Below are 16,891 nucleotides of genomic sequence, written 5' to 3' on the forward strand. Positions count from 1 at the left end.
GAGATTGTTTGTCGCTCATCGTCACCACCGAGGAGTGGAAGATGAGAAAGCCAACGAAGAGCCCCGGCGAGAAGATCGTCAAAGACATCAAGCGCGCGACACGCAAGCAATATTCAGCGGAAGAGAAGATCCGGATCGTGCTGGATGGGCTGCGCGGCGAGGACAGCATTGCAGAGCTGTGCCGCCGGGAGGGCATATCCCAGGGTCTGTACTACAAGTGGTCGAAGGACATTATGGAAGCCGGCAAGAAGCGTCTGGCTGGCGATACTGCGCGGGCTGCGAACACAGACGAAGTGAAGGAACTGCGCCGTGAAGCCAAGGATCTCAAAGAGGTCGTTGCTGAACAGACGCTCGAGCTGCGTCTTCTCAAAAAAAGCATGCTCGGGGATGGGGACGGCCACGAATGAGGTATGCTGCATCTGAGAATCTGGAGATCATTCGCATGGTCGAGGAAAGCCATCTGTCAGCGCGTCGGACACTGGCTAAACTGGGCATCCCCCGCACCACATTCTACCGCTGGTACGACCGGTATCTGCAGCGTGGTGAGGCTGGTTTGCAGGATCGATCTCCCAAGCCCAATCACGTTTGGAACCGCGTTCCCGTCGAAGTGAAGCGCAAGGTTGTCGATCTGGCACTGCAGGAGACGGAACTGTCACCACGCGAGCTGGCCGTGGCGTTCACCGATCAAGAACGCTACTTTGTCTCGGAATCCACAGTATATCGCACGCTCAAGGCGCATGATCTGATCACCAGCCCGGCCTTCATCGTGCTCAAGGCTGCCAATGAGTTCCAGCACAAGACGACGGCCATCAACCAGCTTTGGCAGACCGACTTCACCTATATTAAGGTAATCGGCTGGGGCTGGTTCTATCTCAGCACGGTCCTCGACGATTACAGCCGCTACATCGTCTCCTGGAAGCTCTGCACGACCATGTGGGCTGAAGATGTGACCGACACGCTGGACTTGGCATTGCAGGCATCCGGCTGCGACCAGGTGCATGTCGTTCACAAGCCACGTTTGCTGAGCGATAACGGATCAAGTTACGTCTCAGGGGATCTGGCTGAGTGGCTGCAGGACAAGGGCATGAAGCACTCGCGCGGCGCGCCATATCATCCACAAACGCAGGGCAAAATCGAACGATGGCATCAAACCCTGAAGAACCGCATCCTGCTGGAAAACTACTTCTTGCCGGGTGATCTCGAAGCTCAGATCGAAGCCTTTGTCGATCACTACAACCACCAGCGCTATCACGAGAGCATCAACAACGTCACACCCGCCGACGTCTACTTCGGGCGCGACAAAGACATTCTGAAACAAAGGGAAAGGATCAAACAAAAGACATTCGAAGCGCGACGCTTGCATCACCGCAAACACGCCGCATAATCAAGCCAAACAGATGAGCCAAACTCTCTCTTAGTTCAGGCCGCCTTTGGTTCCACAAACTCTGACGACGGACAGAAGCTTACCGTCACTGTGTTCATTGCAATCTTTTTGGGGTTTTCGGGTGTTGTTCTGTTGCTATGGGAGGCCTTCGAGCTGCCTGGAGATGGTGCTGTAATCGGTGTCGCCGCTGGATTGGCATACGCCCTGACGATGGCGTTTGTTCGCGTTCACACCAAAACGATGACACTCACAGAAAGCTCTAGTTCCATTGCATTTTATTTTGCAATTGTCTCGGCCCTGATTGGACTGGCGACGCTGCCTTTCGGTTGGGCCGCTCTGGACTGGGTGTCATTTGGTTGGCTTGCACTGGCTGGTTTGATTGGAGGTGTTGGGCATATCGTGGCAAACGAGGCCGTGGCCCGAGCGCCAGTTAGCGCACTCGCCCCGTTTGATTTTACAGGTCTGATATGGGCGTTAGGCTTCGATCTCGTGCTGTTCTCGGTCGTGCCAGGAACTTTGGGTTTCTTAGGAGTTTTTGCGATTACGAGCGCTGCTCTGATAGTTACTTTTGCAAATTCAAGATCGAAGCCTACGCCTCAATAGATTCAAGCGACCGCAGGTGTTTCAACTTGATGCACCGGAGATTCCCAGGCCTAGATCGGTTTTCGATCATCTGATTCAATCGGCCTCAAGAAAGGGAGGATCAGGTGATGATGGGACGGCTGGAGGTACAAGAAAACCTGTTTTATCGGTTCCGGATTGAAGATCATGTCCCGTCGACCCACATGCTTCGCAAGATCGACTGGCTGCTGGACTTTGATGCGATCCGCGTGGAGCTGGCCGATCTCTACAGCCACATCGGCCGACCGTCCGTCGATCCTGAGCTGATGCTTCGCATCCTGCTGATCGGCTATCTCTATGGCATCCGGTCTGAGCGCCGTTTGGTCGAGGAGGTCCATCTGAACCTTGCGTATCGGTGGTTTTGCAAGCTCGGGCTGGAAGGCAGCGTGCCGGATCGTTCGACCTTCTCGAAGAACCGGCATGGCCGGTTTGCCGATGGTGATATCCTGCGCCGCCTGTTCGAAAGTGTTGTCGAGAAATGTGTTGCCTTCGGATTGGTCGGCGGGACCGATGTCGCCGTTGATGGCAGCACCATCGAGGCGGATGCCTGCAAGGATCGCAAAGGGTCAATGCAAGAGATCGAAAAGCTCTGGTCCCGGAAAGAGCAAGTTCAGCGTCCGGTGGCCGAGTATCTGGCCAAATTGGCTGACACGGATCAGGAATCGAAGGGCAGCGCCAAAAAGAAACCGCCCAAATACATTTCCGAGACTGATCCTGAGGCGGCCTGGTCTCTGAAAGATGGCCCGGGTCGCTTCAGCTATGAGACCAACTATCTGGTCGATACCGATCACGGCATCATCATGGATGTTGAGGCCACTCCCGCGCGGCTCAGCCAGGAGATCATTTCCGCAAAGGTGATGCTGGAACGCAGTGCCCGGCGGCATGACTTCCGGCCAGATCGGATCGCAGCAGACGGATCATATGGCACCGGCACTTTCCTGGCGTGGCTTCTAAAACGCGAATTTAACCCGCATGTCCCGGTACTGGATCGCCAATACCAGACCAAGGGCAAGTATGACATTGGCTATTTCCAGTATGATGCTGAACGCGACAGCTACACCTGTCTTGAAGGTCACGAGATGCCTGTGCGTCGGATCAAGGAAAGTACGCTGGTCAAGAACTACTACGCGGGCAAGGAAACCTGTGGAACCTGCCCGATCCGAAAGGCCTGCACCGACGCGCCGTTTCGAACCGTCACCCGACACATGGATGAAGATGCTCGGCAAACGGTCCGGGAACTGAAACACACCTGGCAATATGAACGAAGCCGAAAACGGCGAAAGAAAGTCGAGATGCTGTTCGCCCATCTGAAACGGCATCTCGGCTTCAAGCGCCTCCGGCTCCGAGGCCTTAAGGGAGCCAACGAAGAATTCCTTCTCGCCGCCACCGCCCAGAACCTAAAACGTATGGCCAAAATGGTTCCGAACTGAGGGTAGAAACGGCACCAACCACCGATAGACAAAAACACTGCTTTTACCCGCAATGACAGCGGGTTGGGAGGAAACGACCATCGCAAACACAAGATGTAGTAGGAAGGGTTTTTCACCAATATCGACCGTTTTTGGCGCACGAGTTCTGACAGGAGATGTCCGTTGTACTGAAAAGCGGGCTATCTTCCGACCGCTCAATCCATCATGGAATTGAGTCAGAAGCACCTTTATATACAAGTCCACGGTATATGCCCTCAAGCCCTCCCGAAAACCGAAAGGGCAAAAGCGGACGACTTTTACACCACCCGCGACAACGCAATGCCGCCGCTACTGTGGTCGAGTATTGCTCCGCAGTTTACACTCTTCGTAGAGCATAATTGATATACGGTCGGCGATCCGTGCCGGGTTACTGTTGCATTTCATCAGCGAACCAGTCGATGACTTTTTCCAGTGCATCGTTATTGCTTGCGCTTCTATTTTTTAAAAGCTGATAAAAGTTACCGGTTGCGATTTTTTCCGGAAATGCTTGCACAAGTAATTCGCGATCCAAGAGTTTCTGAACGATATGTTCCCACCCTAGCGCAACGCCTTCTCCGGCAAGGGCCGCTTGCAAAACGACGGCGTAATCGCTGAATGTAATTTCCCGGTCGACCGGATGGAGTTTCAGACCCACCTTCCGCTGATAGTCACCCCAAGACACACGCGGATTTGCGAAATTGATCAGTGTTTGATTGCGATGAGCGAGGGTTCCGTCAGGTTGACTAAGATTTGCATGGTACTTGGGCGAGCAGACGGGCAGTATAACTTCTCTTGCAAATTCCTCTATCACCGGTATCGCGCCGCTTGTTCCCTGTAGGCGAACGCCTAGGTCAGCAGGCCCAAGTTCGCCAATTGGCTCTCCGCCCAACAATTGGAACCGGAGTTCAATTTCAGGGTGTTTCGATGCCAAGTTGCCGATCCTGGGAATAAGCCAATGCGTAACGAAGGCTGAAGAAATCGACAACAAAACGACTTGTTGGCCCTGCATGTCTCGATGGATATCTTCAATCGTCTCGACGATGTCATCGAAGCTTTTGTTCACAACGGCGAAGAGCCGTTGCCCTTGTTCTGTAAGGACAACACCTTTGGGTGAGCGCTTGAACAGTTCAAGAGCCAGCAATTGCTCGGTTTTTTTGACCAATCGGCTAACTGCTGCCTGAGTGACACCCAAGTGCTCAGCAGCTTCAGAGAAATTTTCAAAAGTGGCGGCCGCTGCAAATGTACGCAGCTGGTTCCCTGACGGAATCTTCTGGAAAGAGTGTATCATAACTTTTTTTAACATCAGGCTAATCATTTGTGGAGTTGATATTTTCGCAAACAGTGCCTCTTTTCCTTATTTTAACTGCGTCATAAGCAGGACATGCTCACTCAACAGGAGGATTAAGATGGGTTCCGATAAAGTAACACTAAACTCAGCAGAAGAAGCTGTTGTTAAGAAAATTCTGGCAGAAGAGGGCCAGATGTCGCGTCGCACAGCGATGAGTTGGCTCGGCGCAATGGGAATCAGCGCGGCCAGTGCCGGACTGTTGGTTTCCACTGCCGGGCGCGCTTTGGCAGCAACCCCACAAAGAGGCGGGCGTCTCCGGGTTGCGGGCCATTCGACCAGCGCCAAGGACACACTAAACCCCGCGCATCTCAATCTGAGCACCGATTATGCCCGAGCGCACATGTTCTACAACGGGCTGACCCGAATTGACGGGAACGCCGAAGCTCAACCTGAGCTGGCCGAGTCCTTCGAACCAGGTAAGGATGCCAGTGAATGGATATTCACCCTTCGTGATGGCCTGACATTCCACAATGGAAAGTCCGTCACAACTGACGACGTGATTTTCTCAATCATGCGCCACAAGGACGAAGCCGTTGGTTCCGGGGCCAAAGCGCTGGCCGATCAGATTTCCGAGGTGGTCGCCGATGGCCCAAACAAAGTGATTGTCCGCCTCAATGCACCGAACGGCGATCTGCCGGTCATGCTGGGGACATTCCACTTCATGATCATTCCCGACGGCACCGCAGAATTTGCAACCGCCATCGGCACCGGACCGTTCACCGTCGGAGAATTCACACCCGGGGTACGTTCGATTGCCTTGCGCAACGAAAACTACTTCAAGGAGAACCGCCCCTACGTTGATGAAATCGAGTTCTTCGGCATCGCGGATGACAGCGCGCGCATCAATGCGCTTTACACCGGTGATGTGCATATGATCAGCTCGATCAAGGCGACCGCTGCAAAAGAAATCGAAGCGCGCGACGGGGTCGAAGTATTCCGGACCGGTGCCCCTCGGTTTTCGCAATTGGTCATGGATAACTCGATTGCTCCGATGGACAACAAACATCTCCGTCTGGCCATCAAGTATCTGATCGACCGGGAACGCCTGCTGACAACTGTTGCTCAGGGGTATGGTCAGCTTGGCAACGACCATCCGATTGCGCCGTCGAGCCCGCTTTACAATAGCGAAATCGAGCAGCACATGCTCGATCATGACAAGGCAAAGTTCCATCTGAAAGAAGCAGGCATGGACGGCGCGACGCTGGAACTGCATGTCAGCGAGGCTGCTGCAAATTCAGTCGAAACCGGGCAGTTCCTCCAACGCGAAGCCGCCCGTATCGGGTTGAACATTGACCTCAAGCGCGAGCCGAAAGATGGCTACTGGAGCAATATCTGGCTCAGCCGTGGTTTCTATGGCGGCGAGTGGAATGCACGTCCAACCTACGATATGCTTCTGTCACTGGCATGGACCTCTGACGCCAAATGGAATGAGGCCAAGCTTCAGAACCCGCAACTGGACGGCCTGATTGCCGAAGGTCGTGTGGCAGTCGATGCCGCGAAGCGGAAGCAAATTTATGGCGACATCCAGAAGATCATCTCGGAAGATGGCGGCAACGCAATTCCGATGTTCATTGACTATCTGGATGCGCATTCCAGCAAAATGAAAGGCCTGACTCCGGTGCCGACCGGCGGCATGGGCGGCTTTAACTTTGCCGATTCAGTCTGGCTGGAAGACTAAACCTCCCTGTGACTTGGGGGACTTTGCGAGAAGGCCCCCTTTTTAACCTCGAATAGGGAGCCAAAATGCCAAACATGATTCTAAGGCGCGTAGGCGTTGGGATTCTCACTCTGTGGCTGGTTACAGTTCTTGTTTTTCTTGGAACGGAAATCCTTCCGGGTGACGTTGCTCAGGCCATTCTCGGACAATCTGCTACGCCGGAAACGCTTGCGGGGCTGCGCGAAACACTTGGTCTCGACCGACCGGCATATGTTCGCTACTTCGATTGGCTTGGCGGCTTCGTCACAGGCAATATGGGAACATCGCTTGCCAGCGGTGCCGATATTTCCTTTCTGATTGCCGAAAGGTTGCAAAATACTCTGCTGCTGGCGGGTGTGGCCGCGATCATTGTTGTACCCGTTTCGGTCTGTCTCGGGCTGTTGGCGGCTATGTATCCCGAAAGCTTGTTCGACAGGTTCATTTCGGTTGGCACGCTGTTTCTTGTCGCGACCCCTGAATTTCTTTTGGGGACCCTGTTGGTCATCTTTTTCGCGGTCAAATTACAGTGGTTTCCCGCAGTGGCTTACGTCACAGAGTTCAAGTCACTTGGCCATTTCTTCAACACAATGGCGCTACCAATTCTGACCCTGGCAGCCGCCCTGACCGCTCAGATGACGCGGATGACGCGGGCCACAATCGTCAATATCCTTGGCTCCAGCTACATTGAAATGGCGCTTCTCAAAGGGGTCCGCCGCTGGCGAATGATCTTTGTCCACTCGCTACGCAATGCGATTGGCCCCATCGCCAATGTCGTCGCACTGAACCTCGCTTATCTGATAAGCGGTGTGGTCATTACCGAGACAATATTTGCCTATCCGGGCTTGGCCAAGCTGATCGTCGATGCGGTCGCGACACGGGATTTCCCGGTGGTTCAGGCCTGCGCCATGGTGTTTTGCGCCGCCTACATCATCTTCATGTTGCTGGCCGACATCATTGCGATTGTCTCAAATCCCCGGCTTCGCAACCCAAAAACATAATAGGAGGTTTTCATGGCCAATGCCGCGCGTGGAGATGCTCTCCCCAAACGAAGATTTGAACTGACATTGATGGGCTGGGCTGGCGTGTCTGTCGTGGTTTTCTGGGTGTTCGTTGCAATTTTCGCTGACTTTATTGCCCCATATGATCCAAACGATTTTCCGTCATATGACAGCTACCTAAACCCGACATCCGAATACTGGTTCGGCACCGATTATCTGGGGCGCGATGTGCTTTCAAGGGTGATCCATGGCACACGCCTGACCTTGGGAATGGCCTTTGCCGCGACGCTTCTGGCATCGTTCCTTGGAACCTCTCTGGGTGTGTTCGCGGTGGTCAAAGGGGGCTGGACAGATGCGATAATCAGCCGGATCAACGACGCGCTCTTGTCTTTCCCAACCATTATGATGGGGCTGGTTCTGATCGCCGCGCTTGGCTCTTCGGTCACAATACTGATTGGAGCAACAGGTGTGATCTATGCCTCCAGCGTGTACCGGATCGCTCGGGCGCTGGCGATGGATGTCAATCAACTGGACTACATCGAAGTTGCGCGTGCCAGGGGCGAAAGCACGTCGTGGTTATTGTTCCACGAAATCCTCCCAAGCATCATCGTGCCCATGGTCGTGGATTTCGGCATTCGTCTGTCATTTGCCATCCTGTTCATGAGCGGCCTCAGTTTTCTTGGCTTAGGCGTACAGCCTCCGCTGGCGGACTGGGGAGGAATGGTTCGAGAAAACATGGGCGCGTTGAATGCAGGCGGCTGGACCCCGGTGTTTCCCGCATTTGCCATCGCTTCATTAACCATTGGCCTCAATCTGATCGTTGATGACTACGCCGCAGGCGGCGGACGCGGCTTCGCCAAGAGGATGATCTGATGGACCCATTACTCAAAATTCGCGGGCTTCAGATCGAGGTCGAAAAGCCTGCCCGACCAGATATCGAGCCGATCGTCCAAAACATTGATCTGGACGTCATGCCTGGCGAGGTCGTGGCGCTGGTCGGTGAATCCGGGTCTGGCAAGACGACAGTTTCCCTGTCGGCGATGGGGTACACCAAGCCGGGCCTGAAAATCTCGAAGGGAACGATCACTCTGGCAGATACGGATATCCGCGCGTTGCAGGGTCAGGCCCTTCGGGAACTGCGCGGTGACCGGGTGTGTTATGTGGCACAAAGCGCGGCGGCCGGTTTCAACCCGGCGATGATGATTACTGATCAGGTCATTGAACCGGTTCTTGAGCACGACAAGATGTCACCGGTAGCGGCAGGGGAGCGCGCGTTTGATCTCTATCAGCAATTGAATCTGCCCCATGCAGACACGATAGGCCAACGCTATCCCCACCAGGTTTCCGGCGGGCAGTTGCAACGCCTGATGGCAGCAATGGCGATGTGCAGCGGACCAGAACTGATCCTGCTGGACGAACCGACCACGGCGCTTGATGTCACGACCCAGATCGAGGTTTTGAAGTCCTTCAAAAACCTCATTCGGCAAAGCGGGTCAGCGGCGATCTATGTTAGTCACGATCTGGCCGTGGTGGCCCAGATTGCCGACCGCGTCGTTGTGTTGCTGAACGGCGAAATCCAGGAGCAGGGGCCTGTCGGGGACGTTCTGCTCAATCCGCAGGATGACTATACCAAAGTCCTGATGAGTGCGGCCGACCCGGAATTGTCTCTGAGTAGACGAAAAGACAAAGCCGAGACAAGGCAGGCAGAACCCAAAAGCGAAACCCTGGTCGAAATCACTGATGTTATTGCCGGATATGGCAAAATTGGTTCAAACGGTCTGCCCCACATTCCGGTTTTGAACGATATAAATCTCGGCATCCGTAAAGGGTCGGTCGTCGGTGTCATCGGCGAAAGCGGTTCGGGGAAAACCACGCTGGCCCGCTCGTTGGCAGGTCTGCTGCCCTGGGCGCAGGGTGACATGAAGCTGAACGGTGTGTCTCTGCAAAAAACCGTCCAGGAGCGCAGTCTGGACGAGTTGCGCAAAATCCAGATGGTGTTCCAGTCAGCGGATGTTTCACTGAACCCGAACCATACGATCGGCAAGATTCTTGGCCGCCCGATTTCGTATTTTCAGGGGCTTAAAGGCAGTGCCAACCGCAAGGCCGTTGAAGAGTTACTGGAACTTGTCCAACTGCCGCCCGGTTTCGCTGATCGAAAACCGGGTGAGCTATCGGGTGGCCAGAAACAGCGGATAAACCTCGCGCGCGCGCTGGCTGCCAAACCCGAGATCGTGCTTTGCGACGAAGTCACCTCGGCCTTGGATGCCGTCGTTCGGGAATCCGTGATTGAGCTGATCCGCGAATTGAGTGCGCGCCTTGGCCTGTCATTCATGTTCGTTACGCACGACATTTCAACCGTCGCCGCTCTCTGCGAAGAAGTGGTCGTGATGTATCTCGGCGAGATTGTCGAAGCAGGCGTGACGGCTGATATCCTTCACGATCCTCAACATCCTTACACCAAAGTTCTCATGGCGTCGGTGCCGCGTCTCCGGCCCGGTTGGCTGGAAGAGGCGATCGAAGAGAGAAGCGCCATCCTGGCAACAGCCAAAGACCTTGAGATCGCGGACTAACTATCAGACCGAGTTATGAGATGAACAGTCAAACCCAGCAACGAAGAAAATCGCGTCGAGGGCGAGGAAACGGTAACCTGAAAGCTCAGGTGCAGAAAGCCGCCGCATTTATTGCGCGCAAAACACCCTATTGGGACATCCTGGACAATGAAGCGCTTTCGCGTATCGAAGAGGCCGCTGACACCCTCTTGTGGGAAATCGGCATCGAATTCCGGGGCGATGCCGAAGTCCTGAACATCTGGAAGACCGCCGGGGCCGAAGTCGATGGCGAGAGGGTTCGGTTTCCAAAGTGCATGCTTCGTGGTCTTATTCAGGCCACGGCCCCGCGAGAGTTCGTTCAACAGGCCCGAAATCCCGAGAAATCCGTCCGGATCGGTGGCAAGAACACGGTTTTTGTACCCTGTTATGGGCCGCCTTTCGTCATGTCCCAGGACGAACCGCGCCGGTACGCGCAGATCAAGGATTTACAGAATTTCGTCAAACTCGCGTATATGTCCCCGTCCTTACACCACTCGGGTGGCGTGATTTGTGAGCCGACCGACATTCCGGTGTCTCATCGCCATCTTGATACCCTCTATGCGCATGTGAAGTATTCGGACAAAGCTTTTATGGGGGCAGTGACCGCCGGAAGCAGGGCCGAAGATAGCCTAGAAATGATCAAAATCCTTCATGGCGAGGGATTCGACACAGGCAAATGCTACCTCACCAGCATCATCAACGTGAACTCTCCCCTAGTTATGGACGACACCATGCTTGCGGCGCTGAAGATTTATGCACGTGCCGGGCAGGCGGTTGCAATCACGCCCTTTCTGATCGCGGGGGCGACGGGGCCGTCCACGATTGCCGCCAATCTCGTGCAAGGGCTGGCAGAGTCGATGGCGAGTGCCGCACTTACGCAACTGATAAACCCTGGCACACCGGTTTTGGCCGGATTTCTGTCATCAGCCATGAACATGCGTTCAGGTGCACCGTCACGCGGACCTGAGCCGATGCTGGCCATTGCAGGCATCGCGCAGCTGTTTCGTAGGCTTGGCATACCAATGAGGGGTGGAGGTTCCTATTCAACATCCAAGCTGCCGGATGCCCAATCCGGTCAGGAGGCAATGAGCTTTCTCATGGCTTCGGCGCAGGCTGGCGCAAATTTTGTCATCCATGCAGCCGGTTCCTATGAAGGCGGATTATGCACGTCATATGAGAAGTTTGTTATGGATGCGGACAACGCCAGCATTCTTCAACGCATGTTGGCAGGCATCAAGATCGACGATGAAGAGTTAGGGCTCGACGCTTTTCGTGAAGTGGGCATAGGTAACCACTTCCTTGGTTCGGCGCACACGTTGGCGCGGTACAAGGATGTGTTTCTTGAGTCTTCGATTTCAGATTCACAATCATTCGAGCAATGGTCTGACGAGGGCGGGCAAGACGCCGCGACTCGTGCCAATGGGGTGTGGAAATCCATGTTGAACGAATATGAGGCACCTCCCCTTGATCCGGCTGTGGATGAAGCACTTTGTGAATTCATCACGCGCCGTAAATCCGAAATTCCAGCAGCGATGGAATGAACGCCATGAAACAGGAAAAGGTCATGACGCGCGATCCGTTGCTCAAGCCAATGCAGCTTGGACATCTTACCCTAAGAAATCGGATCATTTCGACAAGCCACGCGATTTCCTATGCCGAAAACGGACGACCGCGTGAACGCTATCAACTGTACCACGAAGCGAAAGCCAAGGGGGGCGTGGCGCTGTCGATGTTTGGAGGTGCCTCGAATATCGCGCCTGATTCACCGCCAATGTTCGGCCAACTCGACTTGTCAAACGACGCTGTTATCCCAGATTTTCAACGCTTTGCGGAACGTATGCACGCACATGGGACTGCACTCATGTGTCAGATCACCCATATGGGCCGCCGCACGTCGTCCTTTGGCGGTAACTGGTTGCCGACCATCGCACCGTCGCGAAGTCGCGAGGAGATGAGCCGGACCTTCGCCAGGGAAATGACGACAGAAGACATTGACCGTGTGGTCAAGGCTTATGGCGATGCGGCATGGCGTTGCAAAGAAGGCGGCCTTGATGGCTGCGAATTGTTGGCGACGGGGCATCTTGTAGATCAGTTCTGGTCACCTCAGATAAACCTACGCACAGACGATTTCGGCGGCTCGGTCAAAAACCGGGCGCGGTTTGGCCAGCTTGTTCTCGAAGAGATGCGCCGACGCACAGGGAACGATTTTGTCATCAGCCTGCGAATGCCGATGGAAGAGGGTTTTGAGGGTGGCCTGACCCAGGATGAGTGCCTGGAGATCGCGTGCCTCTACCGCGATGCCGGGCTGGTTGATATCCTGGGTGTTGTTCACGGGCATCTGGACACCCATAAGGGTTTGGCGGACTACATGCCCGGTATGGCGCGCGCCCTTGCTCCGTTCCTTGAAATGGCGGGAACATTCCGGCGTGAAGTTGATATGCCGGTGTTTCATGCGACCCGGATCAATGACATCGCCACGGCGCGCTATGCCGTCCGCGATGGCCTGATTGATCTTGTCGGAATTACCCGTGGCCATATTGCCGATCCCAACATCGTAAAGAAGATTGAAGCAGGGCAGGAAGATCGCATTCGTCCCTGTGTCGGGGCAACCTATTGTTCCACATATCGCCAATGCATCCACAACGTCGCCACCGGGCGAGAAAAAATCATACCACATGATGTTCCGCTAAGCGCAGGGCGCAAGAAAAAGGTTGTTGTTGTCGGCGGCGGCCCCGGTGGGATGGAAGCATCCCGCGTGTCTGCCGAGCGCGGACATGATGTGGTTTTGTTCGAGGCGGCAGATCGGTTGGGCGGTCAGGTTCAGCTTGCTTCCAAAGCATCCTGGCGACGCGACCTGATCGGGATCACGGATTGGCTGGCTGCCGAAATCGACAGGCTGGGTGTCGATCAGCGTTTGAACTTTTTTGCGGAAACTGCTGACATCCTCGCTGAAAACCCGGATGTGGTGTTTATCGCAACCGGAGGGATACCTGCGGAAAGCGCTGCCGATATCTCCGCACCTGTTCTGTCGACCTGGGATGTGCTTGCCAACCCAAAAACGGTGTCTGGCAGCGTGTTGATTGTCGATAATCTGGGGCGGCAGCATGCGTCATCCTGTGCTGATCACCTTGGATCGCGTGGCGTTAATGTCCATTTGGTAACGCCCGATTCCGCTGCCGCCTATGAAACCGGTAAGGTCGAACGCCCGCATTTCATGGAGCGCCTCTATCACAACAAGGTACGGATTACCGTAGATCAGCGCCTGATCAGCGCCAGGCGGGATGGCAATCGGATCACCGCCCTGTTTGAAAACACGCTGGTGGGACGCACTTGTGAATTTAGCGCTGACCATCTGATCATCGAAAACGGTACATTCCCGAATGATGACCTATTCGTAGAATTGAGAGAGCAGTCGGCCAATCGCGGAGTGACCCATATCGACAGCGCCGTTTCGGCAACCGAGCAACCAGGCGCAGACAATGACGGCGGGTTTCAACTGTTTGCGATCGGCGATGCGGTTTCATGCCGCGACATCCACACTGCCATGCTGGATGCCATGCGCATCAGCCTGACACTCTAAGAACAAGGCCCAATCTATGACGACACCTTTGACTTGCGGTGAGGCGCTGGTTGATTTGCTTGCGGACTATGGTTTTGATACGGTGTTCGGTATTCCTGGCACCCATGCGGTGGAACTTTATCGCGGTCTGCAAGACGGCAGGATGCGCCATATCCTTGCGCGCCACGAACAAGGGGCGGGCTTTATGGCCGATGGGTATGCGCGCATCAGCGGTAAGCCGGGCCTGTGCTTTCTGATCACCGGACCGGGGCTGACAAATGCCTCCACCGCAATAGCGCAGGCGTATTCGGATTCTGTTCCGATGCTTGTCGTCAGCTCCGTCAACGAAAGCTGGTCACTGGGCAAAAACTGGGGGCGGCTGCATGAAACGACTGATCAGCGGGCTCTGTCCCGACCAATAACCGCGACGGGTGGAACGGCGTTGGACCCCACTGTCATTCCACGGCTGGTCGCGGATGCGATAAGGATGTTTCAGAGCCAGCGCCCACGTCCTGCCCATATCGAGATTCCGCTGGATGTCTTTGCCCGGACTATAAATGATCACTGGCGCGCCGATGCGCCTGCTGCCCTCGCCATGGTAGGGCGGACAGATATGGATAAGGCGGTCTCATGCCTTAGAGATGCTATGCGCCCAGCCGTTATCGTGGGCGGCGGTGCGAAATCCGCCGAACATGACATTCTGCGACTGGCAGAGGCCCTGTCTGCGCCTGTTGTCACCACCATCGCAGCCAAAGGGGTGATCCCTGATGCACACCCGCTCAGCCTCGGTAGCACATTGTCGGTACACCAAACGCAGGACTTACTGAATGAGAGTGATGCGATCCTGGTGCTTGGCAGCGATCTGGCGCAAACGGACATCTGGAATGATAATTTCGCGTTCAAAGGGACACTGATCCGCGCAGATATTGATCCAAACGAGCTTGCAGACAACTACGGCGCGGATATTGCGCTCCAGGGGGATGCCGGGCAAGTGGCGGCCCATCTGGCCGACACTTTGAGTGTCCCGCGATCTGGTGCCTTAAATCCGGATGTGACCGAGCGAGTTGCCCTCTGTCTGCAAAAGCAAATGGATGCCCTGACGGATAAACAGCGTGCGCATCTGGCCTTTCTGAAACATCTGCGCGAAGCGTTGCCTGACGCCGCTATCGTAGCCGGAGACATGGCGCAGGTCGTCTATACAGCAAACCGCTATCTGCCGTTCGACAGTCCTGGATGCTACTTGCAGCCGACAGGCTACGGCACACTCGGATATGCGTTGCCCGCTGCCCTTGGCGCCCGGGTCGCAGCTCCCGACCGCCCCATAGTCGCCATAGCTGGCGACTATGGGGCGATGTTTACAATTCAGGAGATGGCAACAGCGGTGCAAGACGATCTGCCGGTCATTTACATCATCTGGAACAACGCCGCACTGGGACAAATCCGCGATGACATGATCGGCGCTGATGTCGCGCCTGTGGGCGTTGAGGCCAAGCCGCCCGATTTTCCGGCGCTTGCCAGATCTTTTGGCTGGAAGGCAACACGGGCTGACCATGCGTCGGAAGTACCCAATCTTCTGCGCGCTGCGCTGAATGCGAATAGCCCTTCGCTGATCGAAATTCCCGAAGCGATCTATATCGAGGCCCTGTCAAAGACCGGGGACATCGAGGCATGAAACTTTCAAAACTTGCCGATCTTGTCGCGAACCAGGGTTCAGCTGCTTGGGATATCCATTTGCAAGCCAAGCGCGCGAAAGCAAACGGCGAAGACGTGATTATCATGAGCGTGGGCGACAATGACATCGACACCGATCCGGCAATCGTGGAAACGGCCTGCTCAGCAATGCAGAACGGAGCTACCCACTACGTCGAACCAAGGGGAATTTTTCCTCTCCGAAAAGCCGTGGCAGAGCATCTCTCAATCGCGTCGGGTGTTGAGTGTAAAGCCAATAGCGTCACGATTACCGCAGGCACCCAAAATGCACTGTTCATAGCGAGTGCTCTTTTGCTAGAGGCCGATGACGAAGTCATAGTAGCTGATCCGATGTACGTCACCTACGGTGCGACACTCGGTGCCTTCGGTGCCCAAATTGTTTGTCTGCCATGCCCAGCAGAACTGGGGTTTCAACCCGATATCGTCCAACTCGACGCACTTGTTACCGACAGAACAAAGGCAATCTTCTTTGCCTCCCCGGTTAATCCAACCGGCACTGTGTTTTCCCGCGTAGTTCTGGAAGAAATTGCCAATGTCGCGGTTAAACATGATCTATGGGTTGTCGCCGACGAAGTTTACCGCCTGATTGCCTTTGACGATGATCCCGTGCCGATGATGTCGCTGCCCGGAATGGCTGAACGCTGCATCACAATCGGAAGTCTCTCTAAGTCGCATTCGATGTCGGGCTGGCGTATCGGTTGGGCTTGTGGACCAGAGACCTTCAGCAACAGGGCGTCAGCGCTGTCGCTGGCTATGACCTATGGCCTTCCCGGGTTCATCCAGTTGGCTGGCGTCAAAGCTCTTGGAATTAACCCTGGCGGTTTAAAGGATCATTACCGCCATCTGCGGGATATTGCTGTTGAAACCCTCGTTCGTGAGAGCAATGTCCGGGTGATGGTGCCGGAATCTGGTATGTTCATATTGCTGCCTGTTGCGGCGACCGGTCTGAGCGGGGATGAATTTGTCCGCAAACTTTATCGGGAAACTGGCGTATCGGTGCTGAATGCTGAACTGTTCGGCCCGCAACTCAAGGACATGGTTCGGGTCACGTTCGCCTTGGAAGAAAACGAATTGAGGGAAGGTCTTGGCCGTATTTGCAGGTTTTTCTCGGACCAGATACCAGTGCCAAACACGGTTCATGCGGGACTGTTGCATTAATCGCTTTGGTTCGGATTTTTACTGACGCGCTTCGATGAGTTACGCGGTTTCGAACAGCTTGGCAATAAATTGAACCTCACCGAGAACGCCTGGTTGTTTGTGATGAATGTGGCCTCGTTTGATCGTCCGGATGGTTTCTAATCCGCTCAGGGTCGCCTTAGCCGTTCGCAGGGATCTTGTCACTGTACCCTAATAAATCAGAATCTTGTCTGAAATTGTCCTGCAAAATCAATGGTGGTTTGTACTCTTAATTTTCATATTGTACCGCCAATTACCATGAGACCGTTCAAAACTGTGGGGTTATGCCGCCCTGAACAAAGGCGGCGTTGGCCTGATGAAGCTCGCGATGTTGCCTGGAATAGGCTGCTTCGGCGCTTCATA

12 protein-coding genes and 1 pseudogene are annotated in these 16,891 nt (G+C 54.8%); 11 read left to right on the forward strand and 2 right to left on the reverse strand.

All coding sequences use genetic code 11. The features are described 5' to 3' along the window. The first annotated feature begins 41 nt into the window (after positions 1 to 41). The 3 genes from ACR0DG_RS19030 to ACR0DG_RS19040 all read left to right on the forward strand — a co-directional run bounded on the left by ACR0DG_RS19030 (position 42) and on the right by ACR0DG_RS19040 (position 3,435). Positions 42 to 1,384 (forward strand): IS3 family transposase gene (locus ACR0DG_RS19030; protein ID WP_480699953.1). Its coding sequence is split into 2 segments (ribosomal slippage): positions 42 to 369 and positions 369 to 1,384, totalling 1,344 coding nucleotides; the frame shifts between segments, so codons are not numbered across the junction. A gap of 210 nt (positions 1,385 to 1,594) precedes the next feature. Next, positions 1,595 to 1,987, forward strand: coding sequence for a hypothetical protein (locus ACR0DG_RS19035; protein WP_480707271.1), 393 nt, complete (start codon positions 1,595 to 1,597; stop codon positions 1,985 to 1,987). Between the two features lie 107 nt (positions 1,988 to 2,094). Then, positions 2,095 to 3,435, forward strand: coding sequence for an IS1182 family transposase (locus ACR0DG_RS19040; protein ID WP_480699870.1), 1,341 nt, complete (start codon positions 2,095 to 2,097; stop codon positions 3,433 to 3,435). Between the two features lie 406 nt (positions 3,436 to 3,841). Here the strand turns inward: ACR0DG_RS19040 and ACR0DG_RS19045 are convergent, their stop codons facing one another. Then, positions 3,842 to 4,756, reverse strand: coding sequence for a LysR family transcriptional regulator (locus ACR0DG_RS19045; protein WP_480699869.1), 915 nt, complete (start codon positions 4,754 to 4,756; stop codon positions 3,842 to 3,844). 103 nt (positions 4,757 to 4,859) lie between these two features. On the opposite strand from ACR0DG_RS19045, the gene ACR0DG_RS19050 reads away from it, so the two are divergent. The 8 genes from ACR0DG_RS19050 to ACR0DG_RS19085 all read left to right on the forward strand — a co-directional run bounded on the left by ACR0DG_RS19050 (position 4,860) and on the right by ACR0DG_RS19085 (position 16,510). Next, positions 4,860 to 6,479: an ABC transporter substrate-binding protein gene (locus tag ACR0DG_RS19050; protein WP_480699868.1), complete on the forward strand. Its 1,620-nt coding sequence runs from the start codon at positions 4,860 to 4,862 to the stop codon at positions 6,477 to 6,479. 65 nt (positions 6,480 to 6,544) lie between these two features. Continuing rightward, the gene (locus tag ACR0DG_RS19055; RefSeq protein ID WP_480699867.1) at positions 6,545 to 7,495 is read left to right on the forward strand and encodes an ABC transporter permease; all 951 of its coding nucleotides are present in this window, start codon (positions 6,545 to 6,547) and stop codon (positions 7,493 to 7,495) included. Between the two features lie 12 nt (positions 7,496 to 7,507). Beyond that, positions 7,508 to 8,368, forward strand: coding sequence for an ABC transporter permease (locus ACR0DG_RS19060; RefSeq protein ID WP_480699866.1), 861 nt, complete (start codon positions 7,508 to 7,510; stop codon positions 8,366 to 8,368). Next, positions 8,368 to 10,065 (forward strand): ABC transporter ATP-binding protein, encoded by a 1,698-nt coding sequence (locus ACR0DG_RS19065; protein WP_480699865.1) that lies wholly within the window; start codon positions 8,368 to 8,370, stop codon positions 10,063 to 10,065. Before ACR0DG_RS19060 ends, ACR0DG_RS19065 begins: the two co-directional genes overlap by 1 nt. A 20-nt stretch (positions 10,066 to 10,085) precedes the next feature. Next, a complete protein-coding gene (locus ACR0DG_RS19070; RefSeq protein ID WP_480699864.1) occupies positions 10,086 to 11,624 on the forward strand; it encodes a trimethylamine methyltransferase family protein in 1,539 nt (512 codons plus the stop codon). A gap of 5 nt (positions 11,625 to 11,629) precedes the next feature. Then, positions 11,630 to 13,663, forward strand: a complete 2,034-nt coding sequence (locus ACR0DG_RS19075) for an oxidoreductase (protein WP_480699863.1) — start codon at positions 11,630 to 11,632, stop codon at positions 13,661 to 13,663. 16 nt (positions 13,664 to 13,679) lie between these two features. Continuing rightward, positions 13,680 to 15,314: a 5-guanidino-2-oxopentanoate decarboxylase gene (locus ACR0DG_RS19080; RefSeq protein WP_480699862.1), complete on the forward strand. Its 1,635-nt coding sequence runs from the start codon at positions 13,680 to 13,682 to the stop codon at positions 15,312 to 15,314. Continuing rightward, positions 15,311 to 16,510, forward strand: coding sequence for a pyridoxal phosphate-dependent aminotransferase (locus ACR0DG_RS19085; RefSeq protein ID WP_480699861.1), 1,200 nt, complete (start codon positions 15,311 to 15,313; stop codon positions 16,508 to 16,510). Before ACR0DG_RS19080 ends, ACR0DG_RS19085 begins: the two co-directional genes overlap by 4 nt. A gap of 39 nt (positions 16,511 to 16,549) precedes the next feature. On the opposite strand, the pseudogene ACR0DG_RS19090 reads toward ACR0DG_RS19085, so the two are convergent. Next, a pseudogene (locus ACR0DG_RS19090) lies at positions 16,550 to 16,687 on the reverse strand (IS6 family transposase); the annotation flags it as partial. Between the last annotated feature and the right edge of the window lie 204 nt (positions 16,688 to 16,891).

This window comes from Ruegeria sp. BG8 (assembly GCF_056538325.1).